At 61.5% G+C, this 21,772-nt stretch carries 20 protein-coding genes; 8 read left to right on the plus strand and 12 right to left on the minus strand.

From position 1 onward, the window contains the following. Positions 1-3 precede the first annotated feature (3 nt). The 8 genes from fabF to BT116_RS20860 all read left to right on the plus strand — a co-directional run bounded on the left by fabF (position 4) and on the right by BT116_RS20860 (position 12,381). Entirely contained in the window at positions 4-1,296 is a 1,293-nt protein-coding gene (fabF, locus tag BT116_RS20825) for a beta-ketoacyl-ACP synthase II (RefSeq protein WP_072346825.1), read from the plus strand. Between the two features lie 231 nt (positions 1,297-1,527). Beyond that, a complete protein-coding gene (locus tag BT116_RS20830) occupies positions 1,528-3,243 on the plus strand; it encodes a type I secretion system permease/ATPase (RefSeq protein WP_072346827.1) in 1,716 nt (571 codons plus the stop codon). Positions 3,244-3,262: 19 nt separating this feature from the next. Then, the gene (locus BT116_RS20835; RefSeq protein WP_072346829.1) at positions 3,263-4,573 is read left to right on the plus strand and encodes an HlyD family type I secretion periplasmic adaptor subunit; all 1,311 of its coding nucleotides are present in this window, start codon (positions 3,263-3,265) and stop codon (positions 4,571-4,573) included. A 1-nt stretch (position 4,574) separates the two neighbouring features. Further along, complete coding sequence (locus tag BT116_RS20840) at positions 4,575-5,915, plus strand: TolC family protein (RefSeq protein WP_072346831.1); 1,341 nt, start codon at positions 4,575-4,577, stop codon at positions 5,913-5,915. A 92-nt stretch (positions 5,916-6,007) separates the two neighbouring features. Then, positions 6,008-9,766: a M10 family metallopeptidase C-terminal domain-containing protein gene (locus tag BT116_RS20845; protein WP_072346833.1), complete on the plus strand. Its 3,759-nt coding sequence runs from the start codon at positions 6,008-6,010 to the stop codon at positions 9,764-9,766. Positions 9,767-10,063: 297 nt separating this feature from the next. Then, positions 10,064-10,906, plus strand: a complete 843-nt coding sequence (locus BT116_RS20850) for an oxidoreductase (protein WP_072346835.1) — start codon at positions 10,064-10,066, stop codon at positions 10,904-10,906. A gap of 84 nt (positions 10,907-10,990) precedes the next feature. Next, positions 10,991-11,977 (plus strand): acrylyl-CoA reductase (NADPH), encoded by a 987-nt coding sequence (locus BT116_RS20855; RefSeq protein ID WP_072346837.1) that lies wholly within the window; start codon positions 10,991-10,993, stop codon positions 11,975-11,977. Then, positions 11,974-12,381 carry a hypothetical protein gene (locus BT116_RS20860; RefSeq protein ID WP_072346839.1) on the plus strand — a complete coding sequence of 136 codons (408 nt, stop codon included), beginning with the start codon at positions 11,974-11,976 and terminating at the stop codon, positions 12,379-12,381. The genes BT116_RS20855 and BT116_RS20860 overlap by 4 nt, the downstream gene beginning before the upstream one ends. 37 nt (positions 12,382-12,418) lie before the next feature. Here the strand turns inward: BT116_RS20860 and BT116_RS20865 are convergent, their stop codons facing one another. The 12 genes from BT116_RS20865 to BT116_RS20920 all read right to left on the minus strand — a co-directional run bounded on the left by BT116_RS20865 (position 12,419) and on the right by BT116_RS20920 (position 21,642). Continuing rightward, on the minus strand, positions 12,419-13,243 hold the full coding sequence (locus BT116_RS20865; RefSeq protein ID WP_072346841.1) for a DUF4198 domain-containing protein: 825 nt from the start codon (positions 13,241-13,243) through the stop codon (positions 12,419-12,421). 8 nt (positions 13,244-13,251) lie between these two features. Continuing rightward, positions 13,252-13,542, minus strand: coding sequence for a hypothetical protein (locus BT116_RS20870; protein WP_256572552.1), 291 nt, complete (start codon positions 13,540-13,542; stop codon positions 13,252-13,254). Positions 13,543-13,597: 55 nt separating this feature from the next. Next, positions 13,598-14,593: a metal ABC transporter solute-binding protein, Zn/Mn family gene (locus tag BT116_RS20875; RefSeq protein WP_256572551.1), complete on the minus strand. Its 996-nt coding sequence runs from the start codon at positions 14,591-14,593 to the stop codon at positions 13,598-13,600. Beyond that, on the minus strand, positions 14,590-15,495 hold the full coding sequence (locus tag BT116_RS20880) for a metal ABC transporter permease (RefSeq protein ID WP_072346847.1): 906 nt from the start codon (positions 15,493-15,495) through the stop codon (positions 14,590-14,592). The genes BT116_RS20875 and BT116_RS20880 overlap by 4 nt, the downstream gene beginning before the upstream one ends. Further along, positions 15,492-16,172 carry a metal ABC transporter ATP-binding protein gene (locus tag BT116_RS20885; protein WP_256572550.1) on the minus strand — a complete coding sequence of 227 codons (681 nt, stop codon included), beginning with the start codon at positions 16,170-16,172 and terminating at the stop codon, positions 15,492-15,494. The genes BT116_RS20880 and BT116_RS20885 overlap by 4 nt, the downstream gene beginning before the upstream one ends. A 14-nt stretch (positions 16,173-16,186) precedes the next feature. Further along, positions 16,187-17,119, minus strand: a complete 933-nt coding sequence (locus BT116_RS20890) for a metal ABC transporter solute-binding protein, Zn/Mn family (RefSeq protein WP_072346851.1) — start codon at positions 17,117-17,119, stop codon at positions 16,187-16,189. Next, positions 17,116-17,886, minus strand: coding sequence for a DUF6162 family protein (locus tag BT116_RS20895; protein WP_170845927.1), 771 nt, complete (start codon positions 17,884-17,886; stop codon positions 17,116-17,118). The genes BT116_RS20890 and BT116_RS20895 overlap by 4 nt, the downstream gene beginning before the upstream one ends. After that, positions 17,856-18,344, minus strand: a complete 489-nt coding sequence (locus tag BT116_RS20900) for a DUF6644 family protein (RefSeq protein ID WP_072346855.1) — start codon at positions 18,342-18,344, stop codon at positions 17,856-17,858. Before BT116_RS20900 ends, BT116_RS20895 begins: the two co-directional genes overlap by 31 nt. Positions 18,345-18,383: 39 nt before the next feature. Next, on the minus strand, positions 18,384-18,866 hold the full coding sequence (locus BT116_RS20905; RefSeq protein ID WP_072346857.1) for a DUF6644 family protein: 483 nt from the start codon (positions 18,864-18,866) through the stop codon (positions 18,384-18,386). 21 nt (positions 18,867-18,887) lie between these two features. Next, positions 18,888-20,384 (minus strand): alpha/beta hydrolase domain-containing protein, encoded by a 1,497-nt coding sequence (locus BT116_RS20910; RefSeq protein ID WP_256572549.1) that lies wholly within the window; start codon positions 20,382-20,384, stop codon positions 18,888-18,890. Between the two features lie 44 nt (positions 20,385-20,428). Beyond that, positions 20,429-21,193: a hypothetical protein gene (locus BT116_RS20915; RefSeq protein WP_072346859.1), complete on the minus strand. Its 765-nt coding sequence runs from the start codon at positions 21,191-21,193 to the stop codon at positions 20,429-20,431. Between the two features lie 65 nt (positions 21,194-21,258). Continuing rightward, positions 21,259-21,642 (minus strand): DUF6152 family protein, encoded by a 384-nt coding sequence (locus tag BT116_RS20920; protein ID WP_072346861.1) that lies wholly within the window; start codon positions 21,640-21,642, stop codon positions 21,259-21,261. Between the last annotated feature and the right edge of the window lie 130 nt (positions 21,643-21,772).

Raw genomic sequence — 21,772 nt, forward strand, 5'->3', positions numbered from 1 at the left:
CTTATGAGTACTCCCGAAGGTCAAAAACGAATCGTTGTCACAGGGGTTGGCATTGTCGGCCCCCTGGGTTGCGGTGTAGAAGAGGTATGGCAGCGGTTGCTGGCCGGGCACTCTGGCATTCGTATCCTGCCTGGTGATATCACCGAGGGTACCGGTGTGGCCGTAGGCGGCCAGGTGCCGTCGTTGGAGGAAGACGCCAGCGCTGGCTACGATCCCGAGCGCGTCATCCCGCCCAAGGATCGCAAGAAAATGGATCGTTTCATCGAGTTTGCGCTGGTGGCCGCCCATGAGGCCCTGGAGCAGGCGGGCTGGCATCCGACTGACGCCGTCGACCAGGAACGGACCGCGACGATCATTTCATCGGGCGTGGGTGGGTTTGGCGCCATTGCCGATGCCGTACGCACCACCGACTCGCGGGGGCCGCGTCGGCTGTCACCATTCTCTGCACCGGCGTTTCTCGCCAACATGGCGGCCGGCCACGTGTCCATCCGGCATGGCCTCAAAGGCCCGCTCGGCGCACCGGTAACTGCCTGTGCCGCCGGCGTCCAGGCCATCGGCGATGCGGCCCGGCTGATCCGGAGCGGGGAGGCGGACATTGCCATTTGCGGCGGTACCGAGGCGGCGATCGATCGCGTGACCCTGGGTTGTTTCGCGGCGGCCAGGGCGCTCTCTACCGGTTTTGCCGACCGCCCGCAGGAAGCGTCGCGCCCCTTCGACCGTGATCGCGACGGCTTTGTCATGGCCGAAGGCGCGGGGTTGCTGGTGATCGAGTCGCTGGAACACGCGTTGGCGCGTGGGGCCAAGCCCCTGGCGGAACTGGTCGGCTATGGCACCAGTGCCGATGCCTACCACCTGACGGCCGGCCCGGAAGACGGCAACGGCGCCCGCCGCGCAATGGAGCAGGCGCTGCGCCAGGCCGCTGTCAGCCCGGCCGAGGTGCAGCATATCAATGCCCACGCGACCTCTACTCAGGTCGGCGACAGCGGCGAGCTGGCGGCGATTCGTTCGGTGTTCGGCACCGACTCCGGGGTGGCGATTACCTCGACTAAATCGGCTACCGGCCACCTGCTCGGCGCGGCCGGGGGCATTGAAGCCGTTTTCACGGTATTGGCGCTGCGTGACCAGATCGTGCCGCCGACCCTGAACCTGGTTAATCCTGACGAAGCCGCCGCTGGGCTTGATCTGGTTGGCCTGAAGGCCAGGAAGATGCCGATGACCCATGCGCTTTCCAATGGGTTCGGGTTCGGTGGCGTCAATGCCAGTGTGTTGTTTCGTCGTTGGGAGGCTGAGGCTTGAGTATTTAATCTGGTGTCGCCCATCGCGAAGGGCCATTGCGCGTGGCGTATCACCCGTCACGCCAATTTCGATTTTCCCTTAAGAACTGCAAAACCGTGCCGATACAGCGCGGTAGATCCGATTGTGCGGGCGCTCCAGTGGTGTCCCGCCGAACGATATTCCAGGCGTTCGCGCGCCTGTGCCCTTGTGATTTTTCAGGTTTGACCAGAATCGGACCTCAGGTGATGAACCATGTCAGCCCACGCCAGGACCGAACTGGAAGGCGCCCTTGCCGTCTGCAAAGGTAGTTTTCTTGCCGTTGGTTTTTTCAGTTTTTTCGTCAACTTGCTGATGTTGGTTCCTTCGTTCTACATGCTGCAGGTGTATGACCGCGCGGTAGGCAGCGCCAGCCTGTCGACGCTGTTGATGCTGACGCTGATCATGTTGCTGTTGATGATCACCATGGGTGGTTTGGAATGGGTCCGTTCGCGAATCATGGTGCGGATCAGTACTCGCCTGGACACGCTGCTGAGCCAGCGTCTGTTCGACGCCAGTTTCAAGCAGGCGCTCAATACCAGTGGCATGAATGCCACGGCCCAGCCTTTGAGCGACCTGAATGGTTTGCGCCAGTTCCTGACTGGCAACGGCCTGTTTGCCTTTTTTGACGCGCCGTGGATCCCGATCTACCTGGCTGTCATGTTCATGTTTCATCCTTGGTACGGCTGGATGGGGGTCGTGAGTGCAGCGTTGCTCGGCGCACTGGCCTTTGCCAACGAAAAGCTTACCCACTCACCGCTGCAAGCTGCCAACCGCGAACAGGTGGCGGCCACCGCCCTCACCAACAAGAGCTTGCGCAACGCCGAAGTGGTGCAATCCATGGGCATGCTTGCCAGCCTGCGCCAGCACTGGAGTGGGCGAGCCCACAAGGTCCTTGCGCTGCAAAGCCTGGCCAGTGACCGCGCCGCAACCATGACATCGGTGTCCAGGACATTCCGGCAGATCGTCCAGTCGCTGGTGCTGGGCCTGGGCGCCTATCTGACGATCAATCACGAGATTTCGTCCGGGCTGATGATTGCCGGCTCGATTTTGCTCGGGCGCGCGTTGGCGCCCATCGATCAGTTGATCGGCGTATGGAAAGGCTTTCTGGGCGCCCGCTCGCAATATGCCCGGCTGCACGAATTGCTACTCAAGATTGCCGCCGAGCCTGAACGCATGTCGCTACCGGCACCTGAGGGGGCGATTCGCGTCGAGGGCCTTTCGGCCGGATCCCCCGATGCTCGCAAGCCGATTATTCGCGGCGTGGGCTTTCAGGTCGCCGCGGGTGAAGCAGTGGGCATCATTGGTCCCAGCGGCGCTGGGAAGTCGACCCTGGCCAGGGCACTGCTCGGCGTCTGGCCAAGCCTGGCCGGCACCGTACGCCTGGATGGCGCGGACATCAGCCAATGGCGTAGGGAGGAGTTGGGCCCGTACATCGGCTATCTGCCGCAGGACATCGAGTTGTTCGAGGGCACCATCAGCCAGAACATTTCCCGCTTCGGCCCGGTGAACGCACCTGCCGTGGTCGCTGCCGCGCGCATGGCGGGCGTGCATGAGCTGGTGCTGCAATTGCCCGATGGCTACGACACTCTGATCGGCGCCAATGGCGGTGGATTGTCCGGCGGTCAGCGGCAACGTATCGGCCTGGCGCGCGCCTTGTACGGTGAGCCGCGCCTGGTGGTGCTCGATGAACCCAACTCCAACCTGGATGAGGCCGGCGAAAAAATGCTCGCCGAGGCGCTGCAAAGGCTCAAGCAAAGCAGGGCCACGGTGTTTGTCATTACCCATCGACCTGGGGTATTGGCGCAGGTGGATAAATTGTTGGTGCTCAATCATGGCGAACTGAGTCTGTTCGGGCCGCGGGACCCGGTCCTGGCCCGCTTGCGCGATGCGACACCCGCGGCCCGCCAGGCTGCCGCGATTCAACCGTAGGAAGCGGATAAGCGATTTCATGCAAAACAGCAAACATTCGTCCACCGCGTTGCTTGTCGATGACACGCCGGTAAGGCGCGTCGGCTACCTCATGCTGCTGGTCACCTTCGGCCTGTTCGGTGGCTGGGCTGCGTTGGCCCCGCTCGACAGCTCGGCACTCGCGCCGGGCGTGGTCACGGTCAAAAGCTATCGCAAGACGGTGCAGCACCTTGAAGGCGGCATCGTGCGCGAACTGCGCGTGCATGATGGTGACCAGGTCAAAACCGGCGATGTGTTGCTGGTGCTCGACAACACCCAGGCCCGTTCGGAAATGGAAACGATGCGCAGCCAGTTGATTGCCGCGCTTCAATTGCAGGCCCGGTTGGAGGCTGAGCGTGACGCATTGCCCGAGCCTCTGGCGGTGCCTGCCCTGGATCCCGAGGACCCACGGGTGCAAGAAGCCCGCGACAGTGAGGCCCGGATCTTCCAGACCCGACGGACCTCGTTGCTGGGCGAAATCGGCTTGCAAGAGAAGACCATCGGACAAATCGAAGAACAGATTCGCGGATTCAAGGCCATCATCGCCAGCAAGCAAGCGCTGGCGGCTTCCTATCAAGAAGAAATCGTCGATTTGCGGGCTCTGCTTGCCGAAGGCTACGTGGACAAACAGCGACTGCGCGAGCAGGAGCGCAGCCTCTCTCGCCTGCAAACCGAAATAGCTGAAAGCCAGTCCGAGATTGCGCAAGCGCACGTCCATATCGACGAGGCGAGGTTGAAGATACTGCAGTTGAAAAAGACCTTCGCCAGCGAAGTCGCCGGCCTGTTGGGCGATGCACGGACCAAAGTGTACGAACTGCGCGAGCGACTGGCCACCCTGCAGGACCGCGATCAACGTACCGATATCCTCGCGCCCGAGTCCGGAATGGTCATGGGCATGACGGTCCATACCCTCGGCGCCGTGGTCAGCCCAGGCACTGCGCTGCTGGACATCGTTCCGGCGAACGAAGAGCTGATCATCGAGGCGCAGGTGTCGCCGATGGACATCGACCGCATCGCGTTGGGCAAGCTGGCGGACATTCGCTTCAGCGCGTTCAAGAGCAGCACCACGCCCGTCATCGAGGGGCAGCTGGTGCAGATTTCCGCCGACCGTCTGATCAACAAGGACACAGGCACGGCTTATTACCTGGCACGCGTGGCCTTGACGGACAAAGGGCGCCAGGCATTGGGCAACCTTACCCTGGTGCCGGGAATGCCGGTCGAAGTGCTGGTCAATACGGGCGCGCGAACGCTGTTGCAATACTTGATACAGCCGGCGAGCAATGTGTTCGCCCGTTCGTTGATCGAGGACTGAGATGAAGTTCCTGATCACGATGTGCCTGGCCCTCATGCCGCTGGGAGCGCTCGCTGATGAGACTTATGTCGACCTGTGGCAATTGCACCAGGAAGCGCAGGGCGCTGATCCGCGTGTCCTGCGGGCACAAGCCCTGGTTCGAAGCGGCGAGGGCAAGGAGCGCGCGGCCTTTGGTCAATTATTGCCACAGCTCAACGCCAGCGGCAGTGTCAACCGCAGCCGGCGCGACGACGACCTGAACCGTATCCAGTACAACGGCAAGCGCATGGCCGTGGTGCTCAATCAGGTGATCTACGATCCGCAGGTCTGGCGCAGTTACCAGAAGTACATTGAGTTGGCCCGGCAGAGTGGCTACGAGTCGGTCGATACGCGGGTGCAGGCCAGCATTGATTTGTCCGAGCGTTATTTCGCTGTTCTTGCTGCGGAGGACGAGTTGTCGCTGGTGCGCAGCGAGCTGGAGGCGACCGAACGTAACCTCAAGCGAGTCAAGGCCTTGTACGCGCGGCAGATGGCGATGGTGACCGACACACTCGACCTTGAGGCGCGAGTGGATGCGCTCAAGGCTGACGAGATCGAAGCCAGCAACAAAGTCCTGGTCAGTCGTGAAGCGATTTCCGAACTGGTGGGGCGCGATGTCAGCGAGCGGTTCAAGCGCATCGGCGACAATCCAGCCTTCAGCCTGCCAGCGCAAGCGCAGGACTACTGGGTCCAGACGGCGCTCGACAGCAACCCGGCGCTGCACGCCCGGGAGCACAGTGTTCGCGCCGCCGAGGCGGCCATCGCTGAAAACAAGGCAGGGCATCTTCCTCGGCTGGGCCTGAATTTGACGGCGCAGCGCAGTGACATTGGCTATGAAGGCGCCGTGACGCCTCGCTCGGACAACCTCGTTGCCTCCCTGGATTTACAGATGCCGCTCTACAGCGGCGGTTCCACCCGTGCCCGGGTATCGAGTTCCGAAAGTGACAAGGAAGCCGCCCAGCAGGAGCTGGAAGCCTTGCGTCGCCAGGTCATCAAGGAAACCCGCACTGCTTATCTCGGCATGACGGCCGAGCTCAGCCGGATCAAGGCTACGCGGCGTGCCCTGGAATCGGCTGAAAAGTCTCGGGTCGCCACGGAAAAAGCCTTCGGCTATGGCGTCAAGAATGCAGTCGATGTGCTGGACAGTATCAAGGACGAATTTCGTGCACGGCGTGATTTCTATCAGTCCCAATACAAGTTCGTGACCAGCTTGCTGGTGCTGCATCGCTGGAGCGGAAGATTGGGAGATGGGGATATTCGCCAGGCTAATGAATGGCTGGTTGCGCCATCGTCGTCGGATTCTGGCTCAAAAAGCAGTGGCTAAGTGATATCAATTCCCTTGTTTCTCATGCAAAATACCCACTATGTAGCGGCCGCATCCCAGGAAGGTCCGCAGCTAGCCCACAGGAAGCACACATGCCCAGTCCGTTAGGTTACTCATCCATTTCGTACGCAAAACTGACCGGCAACACACAGGTCAACAGTTTGCTTTACGGCACTTATTGGGCTGGAAATACGAGCACGGGAGCGTTCACCACGTCCCTGACGTACAGCTTCATGACCATGAGTTCGTATTTCGCCAGCGACTACAGCAGCGAAAATGAATATGAAGCCGGCTACGTCCTCTCGTCGGCGCAGAAGAATGGCATTGTCAGTGCGCTAGGCACATGGAGTTCGGTTGCCAACATCAAATTCCAACAGGTGAGCGAGACGGCCAGCAACGTTGGTGACTTGCGATTCGGCGGTTACCTGTACATGGATGATGACACCGCTGCCTGGGGCTATTTTCCTGGTAATACCCCCAGCGCCGGTGATGTCTGGCTGGGGCCAGTCACGAACAACCCAGCGCCTGCCAAGGGCACCTACGATTACTTGGTGTTCACGCATGAGATCGGTCACGCCCTGGGCCTGAAACATCCGTTTTCCCCGAGCTCGTCGAACTCCACGGTGCTCTCCGCTCCGTTCGACGACGTCCGTTACACGATCATGAGCTACAACACCGCTTACTCCTATCAGCCAACCACGCCCATGTTGTTGGATATTGCCGCCATCCAGAGTCTCTATGGCGCAAACACCCAGTGGCAGACAGGTAACAACACCTACAGTTGGGCCGTCGGCCAATCGGTTTTCGAGACGATCTGGGACGCAGGCGGCAACGACACGATCGATGCAAGCAATCAGCTGGCAGCGGTGCGCATCAACCTGAACGAAGGCCAGTTCAGCAAGATCGGCCAAACCTTTCTGAAACTCGACACCCAGACGGCCTTCAATGAAGGATTGGCGATCGCCTACGGGGCCAAAATTGAAAACGCGGTCGGCTCGGCCAATGACGACACATTGATCGGCAATGCATTGGCCAACTTTCTGAACGGTCGTGCCGGCAAGGATACGATGATCGGTGGAGCGGGCAACGACACTTACGTTGTCGATAATATCGGTGACAAGGTGCAGGAAAGCAGCACCCTGGCCAGCGAAATTGACACTGTCACCTCGTCCGTCAGTTACACCCTGGGTGCCAACATCGAGATCCTGACGCTGAGCTCAACTGCCAATCTCAACGGCACGGGCAACACGTTGAACAACCGCATCAATGGCAACGCCGGCGCCAATACCCTGGATGGCGGCGGCGGTATCGATACCTTGGTTGGCGGTGCCGGTAACGACACTTACGTGGTCGACAACCTCAAGGATGTCGTCAGCGAAACCAGTACCCTTGCCAGTGAAATCGACACCGTGCGTTCCTCGGTGAACTGGGCCCTGGGTGCCAACCTGGAAAACCTCACCCTGACCGGTTCCGCTCATCTCAATGGCACCGGCAACGCGCTGAACAATGTGCTGACCGGCAACGCTGGCAACAACGTGCTGAACGGCGGCGCCGGGCGGGACACCCTGATCGGTGGCGCGGGGAATGACACCTATGTGCTCGATCGGGCTGATGAATTGGTCCTGGTACAAGAGAGTGTCAATCAGGGCAGTGATGGCCTGATCGTGACCTACGCCGCCAGTTCGTCGAGCAGCGTCGTCAACCTGAACCTGAGCAATCTGCGCAACGTCGAAAACGCGGTCCTGAGCGGCACCGGGGCGTTCACGGTGGTTGGCAACGAGCTGAATAACAGCCTGCTGGGCAACGCCTCCGTGAACAACCTCCAGGGTGGGGCGGGCAACGACGTCCTTGATGGTGGTGTGGGTGCCGATACCTTGATTGGTGGTATTGGCAACGACACCTACGTGGTCGACAACCTCAAGGACATCGTCAGCGAAACCAGTACCCTGGCTGGCGAAATCGATACCGTGCGCTCGTCCCTGAATTGGACCCTGGGAGCCAATCTGGAGAACCTCACGCTGATCGGCAGCGCCCACCTCAATGGCAACGGCAATGCCCTGAACAACGTACTGATCGGCAACGCCGGCAACAACGTACTGAGTGGTGGAGCAGGCAGCGACACATTGGACGGCAGCAGCGGTATCGATACCCTTGTTGGCGGTACCGGCAACGACACCTACGTGGTCGACAACCTCAAGGATGTCGTCAGCGAAACCAGCACCCTGGCCGGCGAAATCGATACTGTGCGCTCCTCGGTGACCTGGACCTTGGGCGCGAATCTGGAAAACCTCATCCTGACCGGTTCCGCCCTGCTCAACGGTACTGGCAACGCCCTGGGCAACGTGCTGATCGGCAACGCCGGCAACAATGTGCTGAATGGTGGTGCTGGCAGCGACACACTGGATGGGGCCGGCGGTATCGATACCCTGGTTGGCGGTACCGGCAACGACACCTACGTGGTCGACAACCTCAAGGATATCGTCAGCGAAACCACCGTCCTGGCCAGCGAAATCGATACTGTGCGTTCTTCGGTGAACTGGGCCCTGGGCGCCAACCTGGAAAACCTCACCCTGACCGGTTCCGCTCATCTCAATGGCACCGGCAACGCGCTGAACAATGTGCTGACCGGCAACGCTGGCAATAACGTGCTGAACGGCGGCGCCGGGCGGGACACCCTGATCGGTGGGGCGGGGAATGACACCTATGTGCTCGATCGGGCCGATGAATTGGTCCTGGTACAAGAGAGTCTCAATCAGGGCAGTGACGGCCTGATCGTCACTTACGCCTCCAGTTCGTCGAGCAACGTCGTCAACCTGAACCTGAGCAATCTGCGCAACGTCGAAAACGTTGTCCTGAACGGCATCGGGGCGTTCACGGTGGTTGGCAACGAGCTGAATAACAGCCTGCTGGGCAACGCCTCCGTGAACAACCTCCAGGGCGGGGCGGGCAACGATGTCCTTGATGGTGGTGTGGGTGCCGATACCTTGATTGGTGGTATTGGCAACGACACCTACGTGGTCGACAACCTCAATGATGTCATCAGCGAAACCAGTACCCTGGCCGGTGAAATCGATACCGTGCGCTCCTCCCTGAGTTGGAATCTGGGGGCCAATCTGGAGAACCTTACGCTGACCGGCAGCGCCAACCTCAATGGCAACGGCAACGCCCTGAACAACGTACTGATCGGCAACACCGGCAACAACGTATTGAGTGGTGGGGCAGGCAACGACACACTGGACGGCGGCAGCGGTATCGATACCCTCATTGGCGGAACCGGCAACGATACCTACGTGGTCGACAACCTCAGCGATGTCATCAGCGAAACCACTGTCCTGGGCAGTGAAATCGATACCGTGCGTTCCTCGGTTGGCTGGATCCTGGGGGCCAATCTGGAGAATCTCACGCTGACGGGCACTGCTTTCATAGGGATCGGTAACGACCTGGACAACGTGCTGATCGGCAACGCCGGGCGTAACGTGTTGGATGGCGGGGCGGGCAATGACACACTGATCGGCGGCCTGGGCAGTGACAGCCTCACCGGCGGAACCGGAAGCGACCGTTTTGTTTTCAATACGCTGGGTGAGCTGGGCACAGGTTTTAACCGTGACTCCATTTCCGACTTCAGCAGCCTGCAGGGCGACAAGCTGGACCTGTCGAAGCTGGATGCAAATCTCCTGACTGCGTTTGCCGATTCGTTCAGCTTCATCGATTCGAATGACTTCACGGCTGCAGGACAACTGCGCTTCGTCGATCAGGTGCTGTATGGCAATGTCAACGGCGACCTGGGGGCGGATTTTGAAATCCAGCTGGTGGGTGTCAATACCCTCGCTGCCAATGACCTGATCGCTTGATATAACGATTTCGGGCCCTGTGGGAAAGAATTCAGGGCCCGGAACCGTTTCCGTTCACGTGCGAACAAGCGTCCTCGCCACGCGTTCGTCGACTGCCTTATTGATTCCTTGATTTCATGCGCACTGATTCATTCAAGTGCTGGAGCAGCGCTGCCGTCGGCATTATTGATGTTGATCAGCATCAAAAGCATTGACCGTTACGATTATGGTCATCATCATAAGTCGGCCAGTCGATGATCCAGGACCACAGTTGCGATCTCTGACCGGATAACGTCGATAACCGGAAGGACATTCATGATGATCAACAAACGCGTAGCGTTAGTGACCGGCGCTTCGTCCGGTATCGGGGAAGCCATTGCACACAAGCTCGTGGCCGCAGGCTACCGCGTCTACGGCACCAGCCGACGAGGCGGGCAGACGGGGCAGGCGGGGCAGCGGGGGTTTCCACTGTTGGTGCTCGATGTTACCGACGATGCCAGCGTCGAAGCGGCCATTCACGAGTTGCTGACGTTGGAGGGGCGCATTGATCTGCTGGTCAACAATGCCGGTTTCGGCATCGCGCCCGCAGCAGCGGAGGAGAGTTCCGTCGAGCAGGCCAAGGCCCTTTTCGATACCAACTTCCTCGGCATCGTACGCATGACGCGCGCGGTGGTGCCGCACATGCGCCGCCAGGGTGCTGGCCGCATCATCAACATCGGCTCGATCCTCGGCGTCGTGCCTGTTCCTTACGCGGCCCTCTATTCAGCCAGCAAGCATGCGGTGGAAGGTTATTCGCAAGCGCTGGATCACGAATTGCGTACCCACGGCATCAGGGTCACCGTCGTCGAGCCCGGCTATACCAAGACTCAATTCGAGAACAACAACCTCCAACCCGATGCCAAGCTCGACGTGTACGAAGACATTCGGACAACGGTGACGAAAGTGGTGAACCAGGCCATGGCGACCGCCGACGGCCCCGACGTGGTGGCTGAGGTGGTACTCCAGGTCGCGCGTGCCGAGTATCCGAAGTTGCGTTATACCGCTGGCAAAGCGGCCGGCCAGTTGCAGTTCATGCGCAGCTTTGCCCCGGCGCGCTTGCTGGACATGGGCATCCGCAGGGCGTTGCAGCTCGAAACCAAGCGACCTTCTCAGGCACACTGACTCGGCCTGGCCCTACCCGTTGCCGTGTTTGTTGCATCTGCAGGGCAGCGATGACGATCCGTTTGAACGAACAGGACAAAAACCATGACATTCAAAGCGCTGCTCACGACCAAAACCGGTGAAGCGATCTCGACCCAGCTGGTTGACTTCAAGGACGAGGACCTGATGCCCGGTGACGTCACTGTCGCGATCGAGTTCTCGACCGTGAACTACAAGGACGCCATGGCCCTCAGCGGACGCTCCCCCGTCATTCGCCAGTTTCCGTTGATTCCGGGCATCGACTTCGCCGGTATCGTCGAGACGTCCAGCCACCCGGGGTTCGAGGCCGGTGACCGTGTGCTGGTCAACGGCTGGGGGCTGAGCCAGACCCACCACGGTGGCTTTGCGCAGAAGGCGCGGGTGAGCGGTGACTGGCTGGTAAAGATCCCGGAAGTATTCTCGACCCAGGCGGCCATGGCCATCGGCACGGCGGGCTACACGGCGATGCTCAGCGTCCTGGCATTGGAGCATGGCGGGCTGACCCCTGATCGAGGCGATATCCTGGTCACCGGCGCCAACGGTGGCGCCGGCTCGGTGGCTATCGCACTGCTGTCGGGCCTGGGCTATCGAGTGATCGCCTCGACCGGACGGCTGGAGGAGGGTGACTACCTGCGCGACCTTGGTGCGACGCAGGTTATCGACCGCAACACCTTGTCGCAGCCGGGCGCACCGATCGCCAAGGAACGCTGGGCTGGCGTCATTGATTCGGTGGGCAGTCACACCTTGGCCAATGCTTTGGCACAGACCCAATATCGCGGCGTTGTCGCTGCCTTCGGCCTGGCTCAGGGCTCGGATCTGCCTGGCTCGGTACTGCCCTTCATCCTGCGCAACGTGACCCTGGCCGGTATCGATTCGGTCAACGCTGCGCAAGCGGTGCGCCTGCAGGCATGGTCGCGACTCGCCCAGGACCTTGATTTGAGCAAGCTGACCCGCACCATCCAGATGGTTGGCTTGGCAGAGGTGCCGGCCGTTGCCGCTCGGGTACTGGAAGGTCAGGTGCGTGGGCGCACTGTCGTGGACGTGAACGCATGAACAACGCTTCCCGCGCCTTCCGCTACCTGACGATTTTTTCGGCACTGTTGTTTTTTGTGTTGGCGGCCATCTGGTTGTTCGCGCCGGCCGCGTTGCTGGCCAATTGGGGTGTGGTTTTCGATGGCGGTGTCTCGGGGTTGGTAGGCCGGCGTGCGGCACCGCTCTACGCGGGCATTGGGGTTGCGCTGCTGTTGTCCCGCAATGCGCCGCCGTCGCCAGGACGAACCGCCGTGGTGGCGGGGTTCGTCACTACGTGCTCGCTGCTGGCGTTGCTGGGGCTGGTCGAATGGGTCATGGGCAATGTTGAATCGGGCATCTTGCCGGCGGTGCTGGTCGAAGTTGCCCTGGCGCTGGCCTTCTTGTTTGTCGCAGGTGCTGAAGGTAGGGCCAAGGTTCACCGGTAGACATCCGAGGGTGAGCCTTGGGATCTGCCGCGTGTCGTCACTTCATGTCCCTGGCCTGCACCCACAGCACTGCGTCTTGCGACAGGGGTTTGCCCTTGTAGGTTTTCGTCGCACCGATGTCGAGCGCGGCAATGCCCCACCAGCCCGCCCGGGGCAGGCCGATGGTCACGATACCTTGGGCGTCCGCGTAGGTGCTCTGGGCTTTGAATGACGCTTGGGGGGCTGTGACATAGTCTTGCTGGCCGAAGGCGTTTTTCTCGAGATCAACGTAATGGTTGACGTATTCGATTTCGACTTCGGCGAACGGAACCGGCTTGCCATCGGCCAGCACCACGGCGCGGAACACGCCGCCGGTCCAGTTTGCGTAAGGCTTGTTCAATGGCTGGATCTCCACCGGCAACCCTTGTGGTTCTGCCCAGTTACTCGGGACTCCACCGACGTTCACGATGAGCTTGGCGAACTGTTGGATATAGACATCTTCCTCGGTCTCCAGGTAAGGCTCGGGTTCGAGGACGAAGATATGGTCACCCAGTGAGCGCACCAACTCCCGTGGAATCGAGGCACGATAGGCTGTCGTTCGGTTGTCGCGACTCTGCCACTCGACGGGGCGTAAGTATTTGCGCAGATCGATTTTTTCCTCACCGTGGGAGCTCGTGTGGCTGAAGGCGCGAGGTGTACCCATGTCCATGGTGGGGCCGCCGGAGAAGGGATGGGTAAACACCAGAGCGAACTCGAGTTTTTCTGCGCGCTGCAGCGCCGTTTCCTCGAGATAGAGCATCTGGAAATGGGCCTGTGCCGCGCCGGCCAAGCCAGTAAGCGTCGTAGCGGCAAGGGCTTGGAGCAGTTTTCGTTTGAACGTCATGGTCGCTTTTACCTTGAAATGTCGGAAGACTGAATCGTGATTTCATGGCCGGCGCCACCGAGGAATACCACGGAGTAGTTTCCGGCGGGGGGGCGGAACCTGTAGGCGTTGTCCTTGCCAACCTCGCCTTCGAGCAGCACCTTGTTGCTCGGGTCCTGGACATGGATTTTCCTGCCGGCGGCCGAGCTGCCATCGGTGAAGCCTGCCTCGCACTTCACCTGGTTATCGCTCTCGATGTAGCAATCGAAGACGGGGCCATGGGCGAAGGTTGCCTGGCAGAACACCAGAGCGCCTGCCATCGCTAGCCGCGGGGCTGAACCTATGGGTTTCATAACGTCTCGCCGTCAAGATCGGTCATTGGGAAGGCGACTGACCGTCGCCCCTCGTATGGTCGTTGCCAGTCGTGGCGAAGGCCGCCAGCAGGGCCTCCAGGTTCGAACCCAGGAGTGCTTCGTATCCGTTGGCCTTGTCGGCGAGCATTCCCGGGTTGCCCGTATCGAGTATCAGCAGCCGTGCGCCCCCGTCCTCGATGGCCTTGGCGATTTTGGCGTCCGGTGCCCACTTGTGGACCACCACGCGGATGTCACGCTCGCGCAGGTATCGGGTCAGCGCAGTGCGGTCGGCGTCGCTCCAGTCGATGTCCTGTTGGACGAACCAGCCGTCGACAAAGACGCCGAATTCGCCGAACAGGTAGATGAACTCATTGGCCAGTGACAGCACGCGCAGGTCCGGCACTGCCGTCAGCCGGGCACCGTAGTCGGCCTTGAGCCGGCGCAAGCGACCTTCGAGCGCGGCGAGGTTGTGCTCTATCCGTGCTGCATCGGTGGGGGCCAGGCGTGCCAGGTCGGCAGCGATCAGCGCCGACATGCGCATGGCGTTGACGGGACCGAGCCAGGCGTGTGGCGACTGCCCCTCATCGGCATCGCTCGCGGCGGCCCAGGGAACGTCGTTCGATGGCGCGCGGGTCGCGGCCACGCCGGGCTTGATGGCGTCCCATGAGCGCGAGGCATCGATCTCGACGATTCGCAGATTTTCGCGGCGTGCTGTCGCATACAGTGGATCCGCGTGCCAGAGACTGCTGAGGGTGACCACGGCTTCGGCCTGCTGGAACACCGCGGCGTCCAGGCGTGACAGCGCGTTGGCCTGGCTTTCCATGGGCACGGCCGCGTCCGCCGGAACACGGATGGCCTCAAGGGTCGTGCCGTCGCTGAGTGCCGAGGTGAGCGCATACAGGGCAGGCAGCGCGACAAGCACCTGCTGCCTGCCGGTATCGGCAAAGACCGAAAACGGGATGCCCAGCAGCAGTGCCAGCATCGTCAGCCGGGACCTGTAGAGCCATTGCCTATTCATACGCTAGCCCCCCCGAACCGGGACGCGGTCGCGCGCATGACGGTAGTGGCGATGAACACCAGGGCGGCGACTATCACGATTGCGCCGCCCGTTGGCACGGGAATATGAAACTGCATCGGCGCCAGGATGCCCACCACGCAGGAAAAGGTCGCAATCAGGATGGCGCGCGCCACCAGCGCCGGGAGGGAACGACTGATGTTGCGTGCCGCCGCTGCCGGTATGAGCAGAAGGGCTTCGACGAGCACGGCTCCGATGATTTTCAGACAGGCGACCGTCACCAGTGTGACCAGTACCACAAACAGGTACTCGACGCTTCGCACCCGTACGCCGCGGGCATGGGCCAGGCTCGGGTTAAGGCTGGCCAAAAGCATGCCGTTGTACAGCGGCAGCCCGAGCAGTGCGCACATCGCCGTTACCCCAAGCAGCACATTCATGTCGGTGTGGTCCACCGCCAGGATGGAGCCGAACAGCACGCTTTCCATCACGTGGGTGTTGATCTTCGCCGACACGAACAAAAGCAGCGAGGCACCGACCGCCAGCGAGATGGACAGGAACACACCGATCAGCGTGTCATTGGCCAGGGTGGTGCGGTGCTGCGTGTACTTCAGTGCCAGCGCGAACAACAAGCAAAAGCCGAACATCGAGAAGTAGGGGGACGTGTAGGACTCGCCGATCAGCACGCCAAGGGCCACGCCGGTCATCGCCGCATTGCCGATGGACTGACTGAAGAACGCCATGCGCTTGATCATGACCATCGAGCCCAGTACGCCCAGCAGTGGTCCAATGAGCACCGCGCAAAGCAGTGCATTGATCACGAATTCGTACTCGAACGGCTGCGGCAGGATGCCACTCGCGGCGAGCGCCTGCAGGTGGTTGCGAATGAAGTCGTAAAGGGCGCTCATTGGACACCCTCCAGCGAGTAAGCGACTTGGTCGGGGGCGCCATGGAACAGCACTCTGCGGTTGATAACCGTCACCGATTGGGCGATGCGCCTGACTTGTTTCAGGTCATGGTTGATCCACAGGACAGTGACGCCACGGTCATGCAACTCAGCCACCAGCGCCTCCACCAGCCGCACGCCCGATTCGTCGATGCCGGCGGTCGGTTCGTCGAGGATGAGCAGCCAGGGCGCCGGGCTGATCGCCTGGGCCAGCAGTACTCGCTGACGCTGGCCGCCGGACAGGCTGCCAAAGGGTTTGGCACCCATTCCGGCCACGCCGGTGCGAGACAGGGCCTCGGCATTGGCCGCCCTTGCGGATCGGTTGGAGCCCAGGAAGGCTGGTCGGCGTTGACCGAGAATGGCCATGAGATCGTTGACCGTCATCGGCACGTTGCGGTCGAAGTCGGGCAATTGCGGGACATAGCCCATGGGGGCCGTGACTTCGCCCTCGAAGCGGACCGTTCCTGAATGCGGCATCTGGCCCAGCAGCGCGCGCACCAGGGAAGTCTTGCCGCCGCCGTTCGGGCCGACCAGGCAGTGCAGCGCACCGGCTTCCACGCGAAAGCTGACGTCTTCAAGCACTTGCGTGCCTCCCAGTCGCAGGGAGACGCTATCGAACACTATGGCGGGACCGCGCATCGCTTGTTTCTCCTTCATCGCTGCATGAACTCAACGGCTTCGGCCAAGGTCTCGAGGTTTTCGCGCATCGCTATCTCGAATTCGTCCGCGCTGTAGGTATCACCGGTGATGTGCGACAGCGAAAAGACCCTCACGCCGGTGGCGGCCTCGATTGGCTTGGCGAGATCGAGGGAGAAGTTTTTCTCGGCGAACAACACCTTCACATTGGCCTTCTTGATGGCGTCGATGGTGTTGGCCAACTGGCGCGCGGTCGGCGCGACGCCATGGCGGGGCTCGATCACCGCGCTCACGAACAGGCCGAACTCCTGCATCATGTAGTCGTAGCCGGCATGGGTTGTCGCGCAGCGGAAAGACGACAAATCCAGCGCGGCGAAGCGGGTCATGAAGCCGGCCCTTAGCGCCCGGATGCGCGCGGCGTAGGCCAGGGCGTTTTGTCGATACGCCGCAGCGTTGCCCGGGTCCAGTTCCCCCAACCGGCGAGTGATCTCGAAGACCTGCTGTATCGCTGCCGTGGTGGAAACGAAGGTATGCGGATTGACCACCTTGGCGCCGTCCTGGTCGCCGCCGATGGGAATGAGGGCTACAGAGGCATTGGCCTGGATGATCGGCAGTGTCGCCCCACGGCCGGCGGCCTTGATGATCTGGAAGGCCCATTCGTCGTGGCCGATGCCGTTGACGACCAAGGCATCGAGGGTCATCGCGCGGGTGATGTCGTCGGGCTGCGGCTGATAGTTATGCGGGTTCGCCTGCGCCGGAATGAGCGCAACGACCTCGGCCCGATCGCCGACGATATTCGCCACGAAGCTGTAGTACGGGTGCAGGGTGACGCCGATCTTGAGCTTCTTGCCCAAGGCCGCAGTCGGGCCAGCGAGTGCGATGGCGGGTATCAGCACCAGCAGCGCAAGGCAACGACGCCACAGTGCGCGGTGTCTGGTAGGAACGGTCATGGCTGGTTTCCTTTTACACGTTCGACTTCGCTGGCACCGTCGTAAGGGATGACCTGGCGCCAACCGCTACCGACCAGTGACTCGGGCTTGACGATGCCGGGGTAGGGCGCGTTCGGGTCGCGATGGACCCAGATCGTGGCCTGGTTGGCCCACATGACGCCGGCATGGGCGTGCCCAATGACGAGCAGGTAGGCGCTCTGGCCGGGCGCGCGACCGCCGGAGCCGTAGTAGACCGTGGCGCCCTGGCCCTGGGTGGCTTGCGATACGTCGCTGGGGCTCGCAGTCGGCGGGGTGTCGACGGCGTCGTGATCATCGACGGAACCGGCATGGGGCAGGTGGGTGCCAGGCAGGATCAACTGCCAGTACACCTCGCCATTGGTCTTCCAGAAGGCGTCCCGGTAGAAGGGTGGCAGCAAGCTCTTCTGGGCCTGCTCCAGCGTGATCCAACCGCCGGTGTCATTATTGTTCCAGATGATTTCTTCACCCGCGGGCAGCAGGGCGCTGTGGATGGCCTGGTCGACCGCACCCAGGCCATCGAAGGAGCGCACCTGCCAACTCAAGGGGGGCGGTGGGCCGGCGTGCGGTGGGCGCAGCAGCACATAACCTGTCACGCTGGCGATGATGACCAGGGCCGCAAGCAACAGGGCCAGCGATTCCCAGCGGCTGGAAGCCGGGCGCACGACCTGGACTGCGCCGTTGGCGTCATTGCCGTGGCAGGTGTGCGACAGGCGAGCCATCAGACGAACCCGATCCAGCGGCCAAGGCATATCACGCTCACCCACAGCGCCAACGAGCTGAATCCAGCGATACGGGCCTGGCTGGGAGGCGGCAGGGTCGTGTCCCATTCGTCGATCCGGCGATAGGCGCCCAAGTGGAATATCCCCATGTTCAGGCCCGCCAGCAGCAACAGGCCCATCTTCCACCAGAAAACGCTGTTCTGCGCATAGGTGGTGGCATTGGATGTGAACATGAGCAGGCCGGTGACCACGCAGGCGGCGAAGGCGACCCAGGTGAACGGCAGCAGTTCCTGGATCAGTCGTAGTGCGCTTCGACGATGGGAAGCAACGCCGAGCAGGCGCAGGTCGACGACGGCGATGGTCCCGAATACAAGGGCGATGCCGATCACGTGCACCGACTCCAGGTTCGGGAAAATCGAGCCCGACTCTCTGATGTAGGCGGCCAGAGAGGTGTCCTCGAGGGTTTGCAGTATCGATTGGATGTCCATGGCGAATACCTGAGAAAACGATCATTGAAAACGCTGGGATCAGTAGGCAATCCAGCGACCGCAGAAGATCACGCCGCACCACAGGGCGATCGACAGCCAGGCCAGCGTCTTGATGGGAGGCTTCTCGTCATCGCCTTGCGCCCGAGCGGCGGGGCGCAGCAACGGACGCCGGATTGACCAGGCCAGCGTGAACACCGCGACGACCAGGAACATCTTCAGCCAGAACGTCGTGTTGACCAGTACGCGGTCTGGCTCGCCGATGATCATGACCAGCCCGGTGAGGAGCAGGACGATGAGCGCGGCGCGCATCCACGGGAAGTAACGGCGCACGACGCCAGCCATGGGCTCGTCGGTGGCGAACACGCCGGCCAGGCGAAGATCAGAGATCACCGCAGCGCCGAAGATCGCTGCAATGGCGACGATATGAACGCTCTGGATGGTCGGCACGACCCAGGACAGGTCCCTGATGGCGGTGCTCAAGGGTGATGCATAGATCCAGGCGATGATGAGTTCTGATGACATTTGCTTTGCTTCCGCATGGGGTTAGAAGTCTTGGGGGGTTGCGATCGGACGCAGGTCCGTTGCATCTTGCTGCAGGAGATAGCCTTGCTTGATCGAGAGGCGCTTGGCATCTTCAAATGCCTTTTCGTAGTGACTGAAGCTGCCGTAGCGCTGGTGCAGCAGGTCCCTGGAGTAGGGCTCCTTGGTGTCATAGATCAGGCCGCAGCCGGTCTCCTGGTCCGTGAGATAGGCCGCGCTGGGCACCTGGATCCACGGCGGACGCACGCCCCCTTGCAGGTTGCCGCTGGCGGGGTCGCGCACGGCGGCCTTGCCCTCGCGCACGACCCGCGGCGCCTTCGGCATGGCTTTACCCTCGCGCACCCATTGGTCCATGCCGTCCAGGAGCGCCGAGACGACCAATTCCACCGGTTCGTCGTACAGCGTCCGGCACCGAGGGTCGTCGCCCCTGCCGATGTCGGCGGCGACCAATTCGGTATGTTCCGTACCAAGGTCGGCCAGCCGCAGATGGGGCATGCCGGTTACTTCGTAGTAGCGAAGCTGCGGGCTGTCGGTGTCCGGCGGCAGATCGATGCCTTCGAACACGTCGTGCATCAGTTCGGACTGGCTGTAGACGGTCACGAACGGCACGCCGTCGGGCATCTGACGAGGTAGCCGGATGACGTCGCCACCCACCTCGCCATAGGCCATCCGACCGGTCATGTAGGCATCGATCAGTGGCCTTGCGTCGGGCATGCGCCATCGCTGGTGGCGGCCCTGGTCGAGGTAGTCCATCCAGACTTGCGCGGTCACGGCCCAGCTATTGACGTAGACGCGTTGCACGTCGAGGCCGGCCAACGGCCCTTGGGCCGCATTGGTTTTGAGCAGCAACGCCAGCTGCGCCGCGATCCCCTGTGACTGTGGAACGAACGGATCGGGGCCTTCACCGCGGGTAAAGCGCTCAGGATCGTAATAGGTGCCCAGCGACGCATAGCGTGCATAGTCGAAGCGGCGCATGAACTCGAAGTTGACGATCCGTCCGTACTGGGCGATCTGCTCGGCCTCGGCGGCCGGGGTGTCCGAGATGAACTTGGGATCGACGGCCGGCTTGTTCATGTTCAGCGTGTAGCCGACGTACGCGTAGCCACGCCGCAACAAGTAATCGCGGGTCAGGATCCATCCGGCGCCGCGCTCGCCAAACCAACTGAACGGCTCGATCACCACCGTGCCGTTGAAGCGCGCCGGGTCCGCCGGTTTACGCACCAGGATGCGCGTGGTGTAAGGCGCCTCGAAGAGTTGTTTGCCCGAGGCGGTAATGGCCGGGGCGACGCCTTGCAGGTAATACTCTTGCTCGATGTAGCCGTACTTTTCCAGGTCGCTGTATTCGGTGCCCGGGCGTTTTGCCGACGACAGCGGTGGCTTGTCGGAGGGCGGAACAGGTATGGCCGTGGGCATGCGGGGTACCTCCGCAAACGCGCTCGGTGCGAGGATCAGCGAGAGCAGGGCGCCTTGCAGCGCCGGCCGCAGGAGGCTGATGGTCATCGGTTGTTCCATCCGGTCATCTCCAAGGGAGCATCGATAGAGCTTCACTCACGGCTGAGGGATGCCTTGCCTTCGCTGTCGATCACGATCTGGTTGTTCTCGCAGACATACTCTTGAATGGCGTAGTTGGAGCGCTTGTAGTCGAACGTGAACCGATACGGGGTGTTGAGCACCTGCGGGTCCTCGATCACCACCTGGTCTTCCAAGTGATCCGGTCCGCGTAGCCTGATGCGTTCAGTGATCTTCATCTCCTCACTGTGGGGAACGTCATAGAACGTCACGTCCGTTCGCACGCGTTGTGTCTCTACCACGAGCGTGTCGCCTTCCCAGTGGCCGCGCGAATGGCCCTGGTACTTGGGGTCGAGCTTTTCCTTGGGCGGTAATGTCTGGTTCAGAAGAATCCGGCGTACCTGCTGGAGGTACTCGCCGAGGACAATCACTTGCTTGTCGTCATGAATGATCTGGATCGGGAAGAGCGCCGCCATCAACGTTGGCATTCCCTCGGGCAGGCACCTGGAACTCGTCGTGGCCAGTGGCGTCCCGGCTTCGTTCGCAGCGGCCTGTTTTTTCTTCAGTGCGGCGTATTGGCGGGCATAGGGTTCCTTCAGATCCATCGGCCCGCCCGGGTGCACCGGATCGTCCGGGTTCTCACCGAACCAGTCGTCCGGGGTTCTTTCCCAGGTGCCGCTGATGTCCGCACGTGCGTTGTTCTGGGTTTTGGGCGATGCCGCGTTGCACACCCCGGCGATGGTCACGAGGACGACGCCCAGGAAGAGCGTTGCTGCGCTCAAGGTTCGTGTCGGTTTCATTGAAACGTCTCCATGCTGCTGGCCTGTTCGGTTCGGTACTCATGAAACTGGGAGAGGGGCTTGGCCTATCCGCCGCCCGAGAGCACGACGTCACCGATCCTGATCTCCACCAGCAGTCCGCCCGGGTCACCGTTTTTCAGCGGTCTGAAGGACACCTCGGCGCTCTCGCCCGCCTTGATCGAGTCGGCGCTCCAACCCGCGCGCTGCAAAGCGTTGACGCTGCCGGTCTCGATCTTGAAACGCTGGGCCGGCGGGCCGGGCGTATCGAGGTAAATCGTGATGTGCGGATTGGTCCAGGCGAAGCGCTCGACGACGCCTTGGATCGTGACCGTCTTGGTCTGGTCGAACAGCGCGAATGAATGGTGGGCAGTGGCCAGGGATGGCAGTGCACTGCAGGCGGCGACAATCAGCAGGCAAAGCCCCTGACGTAACGGCGGTGATGGGGGCATGACGGGTACCTCGTTCTTATGCGTTCTTATGGCCCCAGCATAGGGGGGACGCCTGTGCAGGCCGTAGCCCAAAACGGCAACCGTTCAAGTCCCTGGACATGTTTTTCGCTGGGGAGAAATGACGCCACGC

Source organism: Pseudomonas sp. NFACC16-2, assembly GCF_900119205.1.
Classification (GTDB): domain Bacteria; phylum Pseudomonadota; class Gammaproteobacteria; order Pseudomonadales; family Pseudomonadaceae; genus Aquipseudomonas; species Aquipseudomonas fluorescens_Q.

Excerpts from the sequence above, each read along its gene's own strand:
- fabF (WP_072346825.1), top strand. The coding sequence starts at position 4 with ATGAGTACTCCCGAAGGTCAAAAACGAATCGTTGTCACAGGGGTTGGC.
- BT116_RS20830 (WP_072346827.1), top strand. The coding sequence starts at position 1,528 with ATGTCAGCCCACGCCAGGACCGAACTGGAAGGCGCCCTTGCCGTCTGC.
- BT116_RS20835 (WP_072346829.1), top strand. The coding sequence starts at position 3,263 with ATGCAAAACAGCAAACATTCGTCCACCGCGTTGCTTGTCGATGACACG.
- BT116_RS20840 (WP_072346831.1), top strand. The coding sequence starts at position 4,575 with ATGAAGTTCCTGATCACGATGTGCCTGGCCCTCATGCCGCTGGGAGCG.
- BT116_RS20845 (WP_072346833.1), top strand. The coding sequence starts at position 6,008 with ATGCCCAGTCCGTTAGGTTACTCATCCATTTCGTACGCAAAACTGACC.
- BT116_RS20850 (WP_072346835.1), top strand. The coding sequence starts at position 10,064 with ATGATCAACAAACGCGTAGCGTTAGTGACCGGCGCTTCGTCCGGTATC.
- BT116_RS20855 (WP_072346837.1), top strand. The coding sequence starts at position 10,991 with ATGACATTCAAAGCGCTGCTCACGACCAAAACCGGTGAAGCGATCTCG.
- BT116_RS20860 (WP_072346839.1), top strand. The coding sequence starts at position 11,974 with ATGAACAACGCTTCCCGCGCCTTCCGCTACCTGACGATTTTTTCGGCA.
- BT116_RS20865 (WP_072346841.1), bottom strand. The coding sequence starts at position 13,243 with ATGACGTTCAAACGAAAACTGCTCCAAGCCCTTGCCGCTACGACGCTT.
- BT116_RS20870 (WP_256572552.1), bottom strand. The coding sequence starts at position 13,542 with ATGGCAGGCGCTCTGGTGTTCTGCCAGGCAACCTTCGCCCATGGCCCC.
- BT116_RS20875 (WP_256572551.1), bottom strand. The coding sequence starts at position 14,593 with ATGAATAGGCAATGGCTCTACAGGTCCCGGCTGACGATGCTGGCACTG.
- BT116_RS20880 (WP_072346847.1), bottom strand. The coding sequence starts at position 15,495 with ATGAGCGCCCTTTACGACTTCATTCGCAACCACCTGCAGGCGCTCGCC.
- BT116_RS20885 (WP_256572550.1), bottom strand. The coding sequence starts at position 16,172 with ATGCGCGGTCCCGCCATAGTGTTCGATAGCGTCTCCCTGCGACTGGGA.
- BT116_RS20890 (WP_072346851.1), bottom strand. The coding sequence starts at position 17,119 with ATGACCGTTCCTACCAGACACCGCGCACTGTGGCGTCGTTGCCTTGCG.
- BT116_RS20895 (WP_170845927.1), bottom strand. The coding sequence starts at position 17,886 with ATGCCTTGGCCGCTGGATCGGGTTCGTCTGATGGCTCGCCTGTCGCAC.
- BT116_RS20900 (WP_072346855.1), bottom strand. The coding sequence starts at position 18,344 with ATGGACATCCAATCGATACTGCAAACCCTCGAGGACACCTCTCTGGCC.
- BT116_RS20905 (WP_072346857.1), bottom strand. The coding sequence starts at position 18,866 with ATGTCATCAGAACTCATCATCGCCTGGATCTATGCATCACCCTTGAGC.
- BT116_RS20910 (WP_256572549.1), bottom strand. The coding sequence starts at position 20,384 with ATGACCATCAGCCTCCTGCGGCCGGCGCTGCAAGGCGCCCTGCTCTCG.
- BT116_RS20915 (WP_072346859.1), bottom strand. The coding sequence starts at position 21,193 with ATGAAACCGACACGAACCTTGAGCGCAGCAACGCTCTTCCTGGGCGTC.
- BT116_RS20920 (WP_072346861.1), bottom strand. The coding sequence starts at position 21,642 with ATGCCCCCATCACCGCCGTTACGTCAGGGGCTTTGCCTGCTGATTGTC.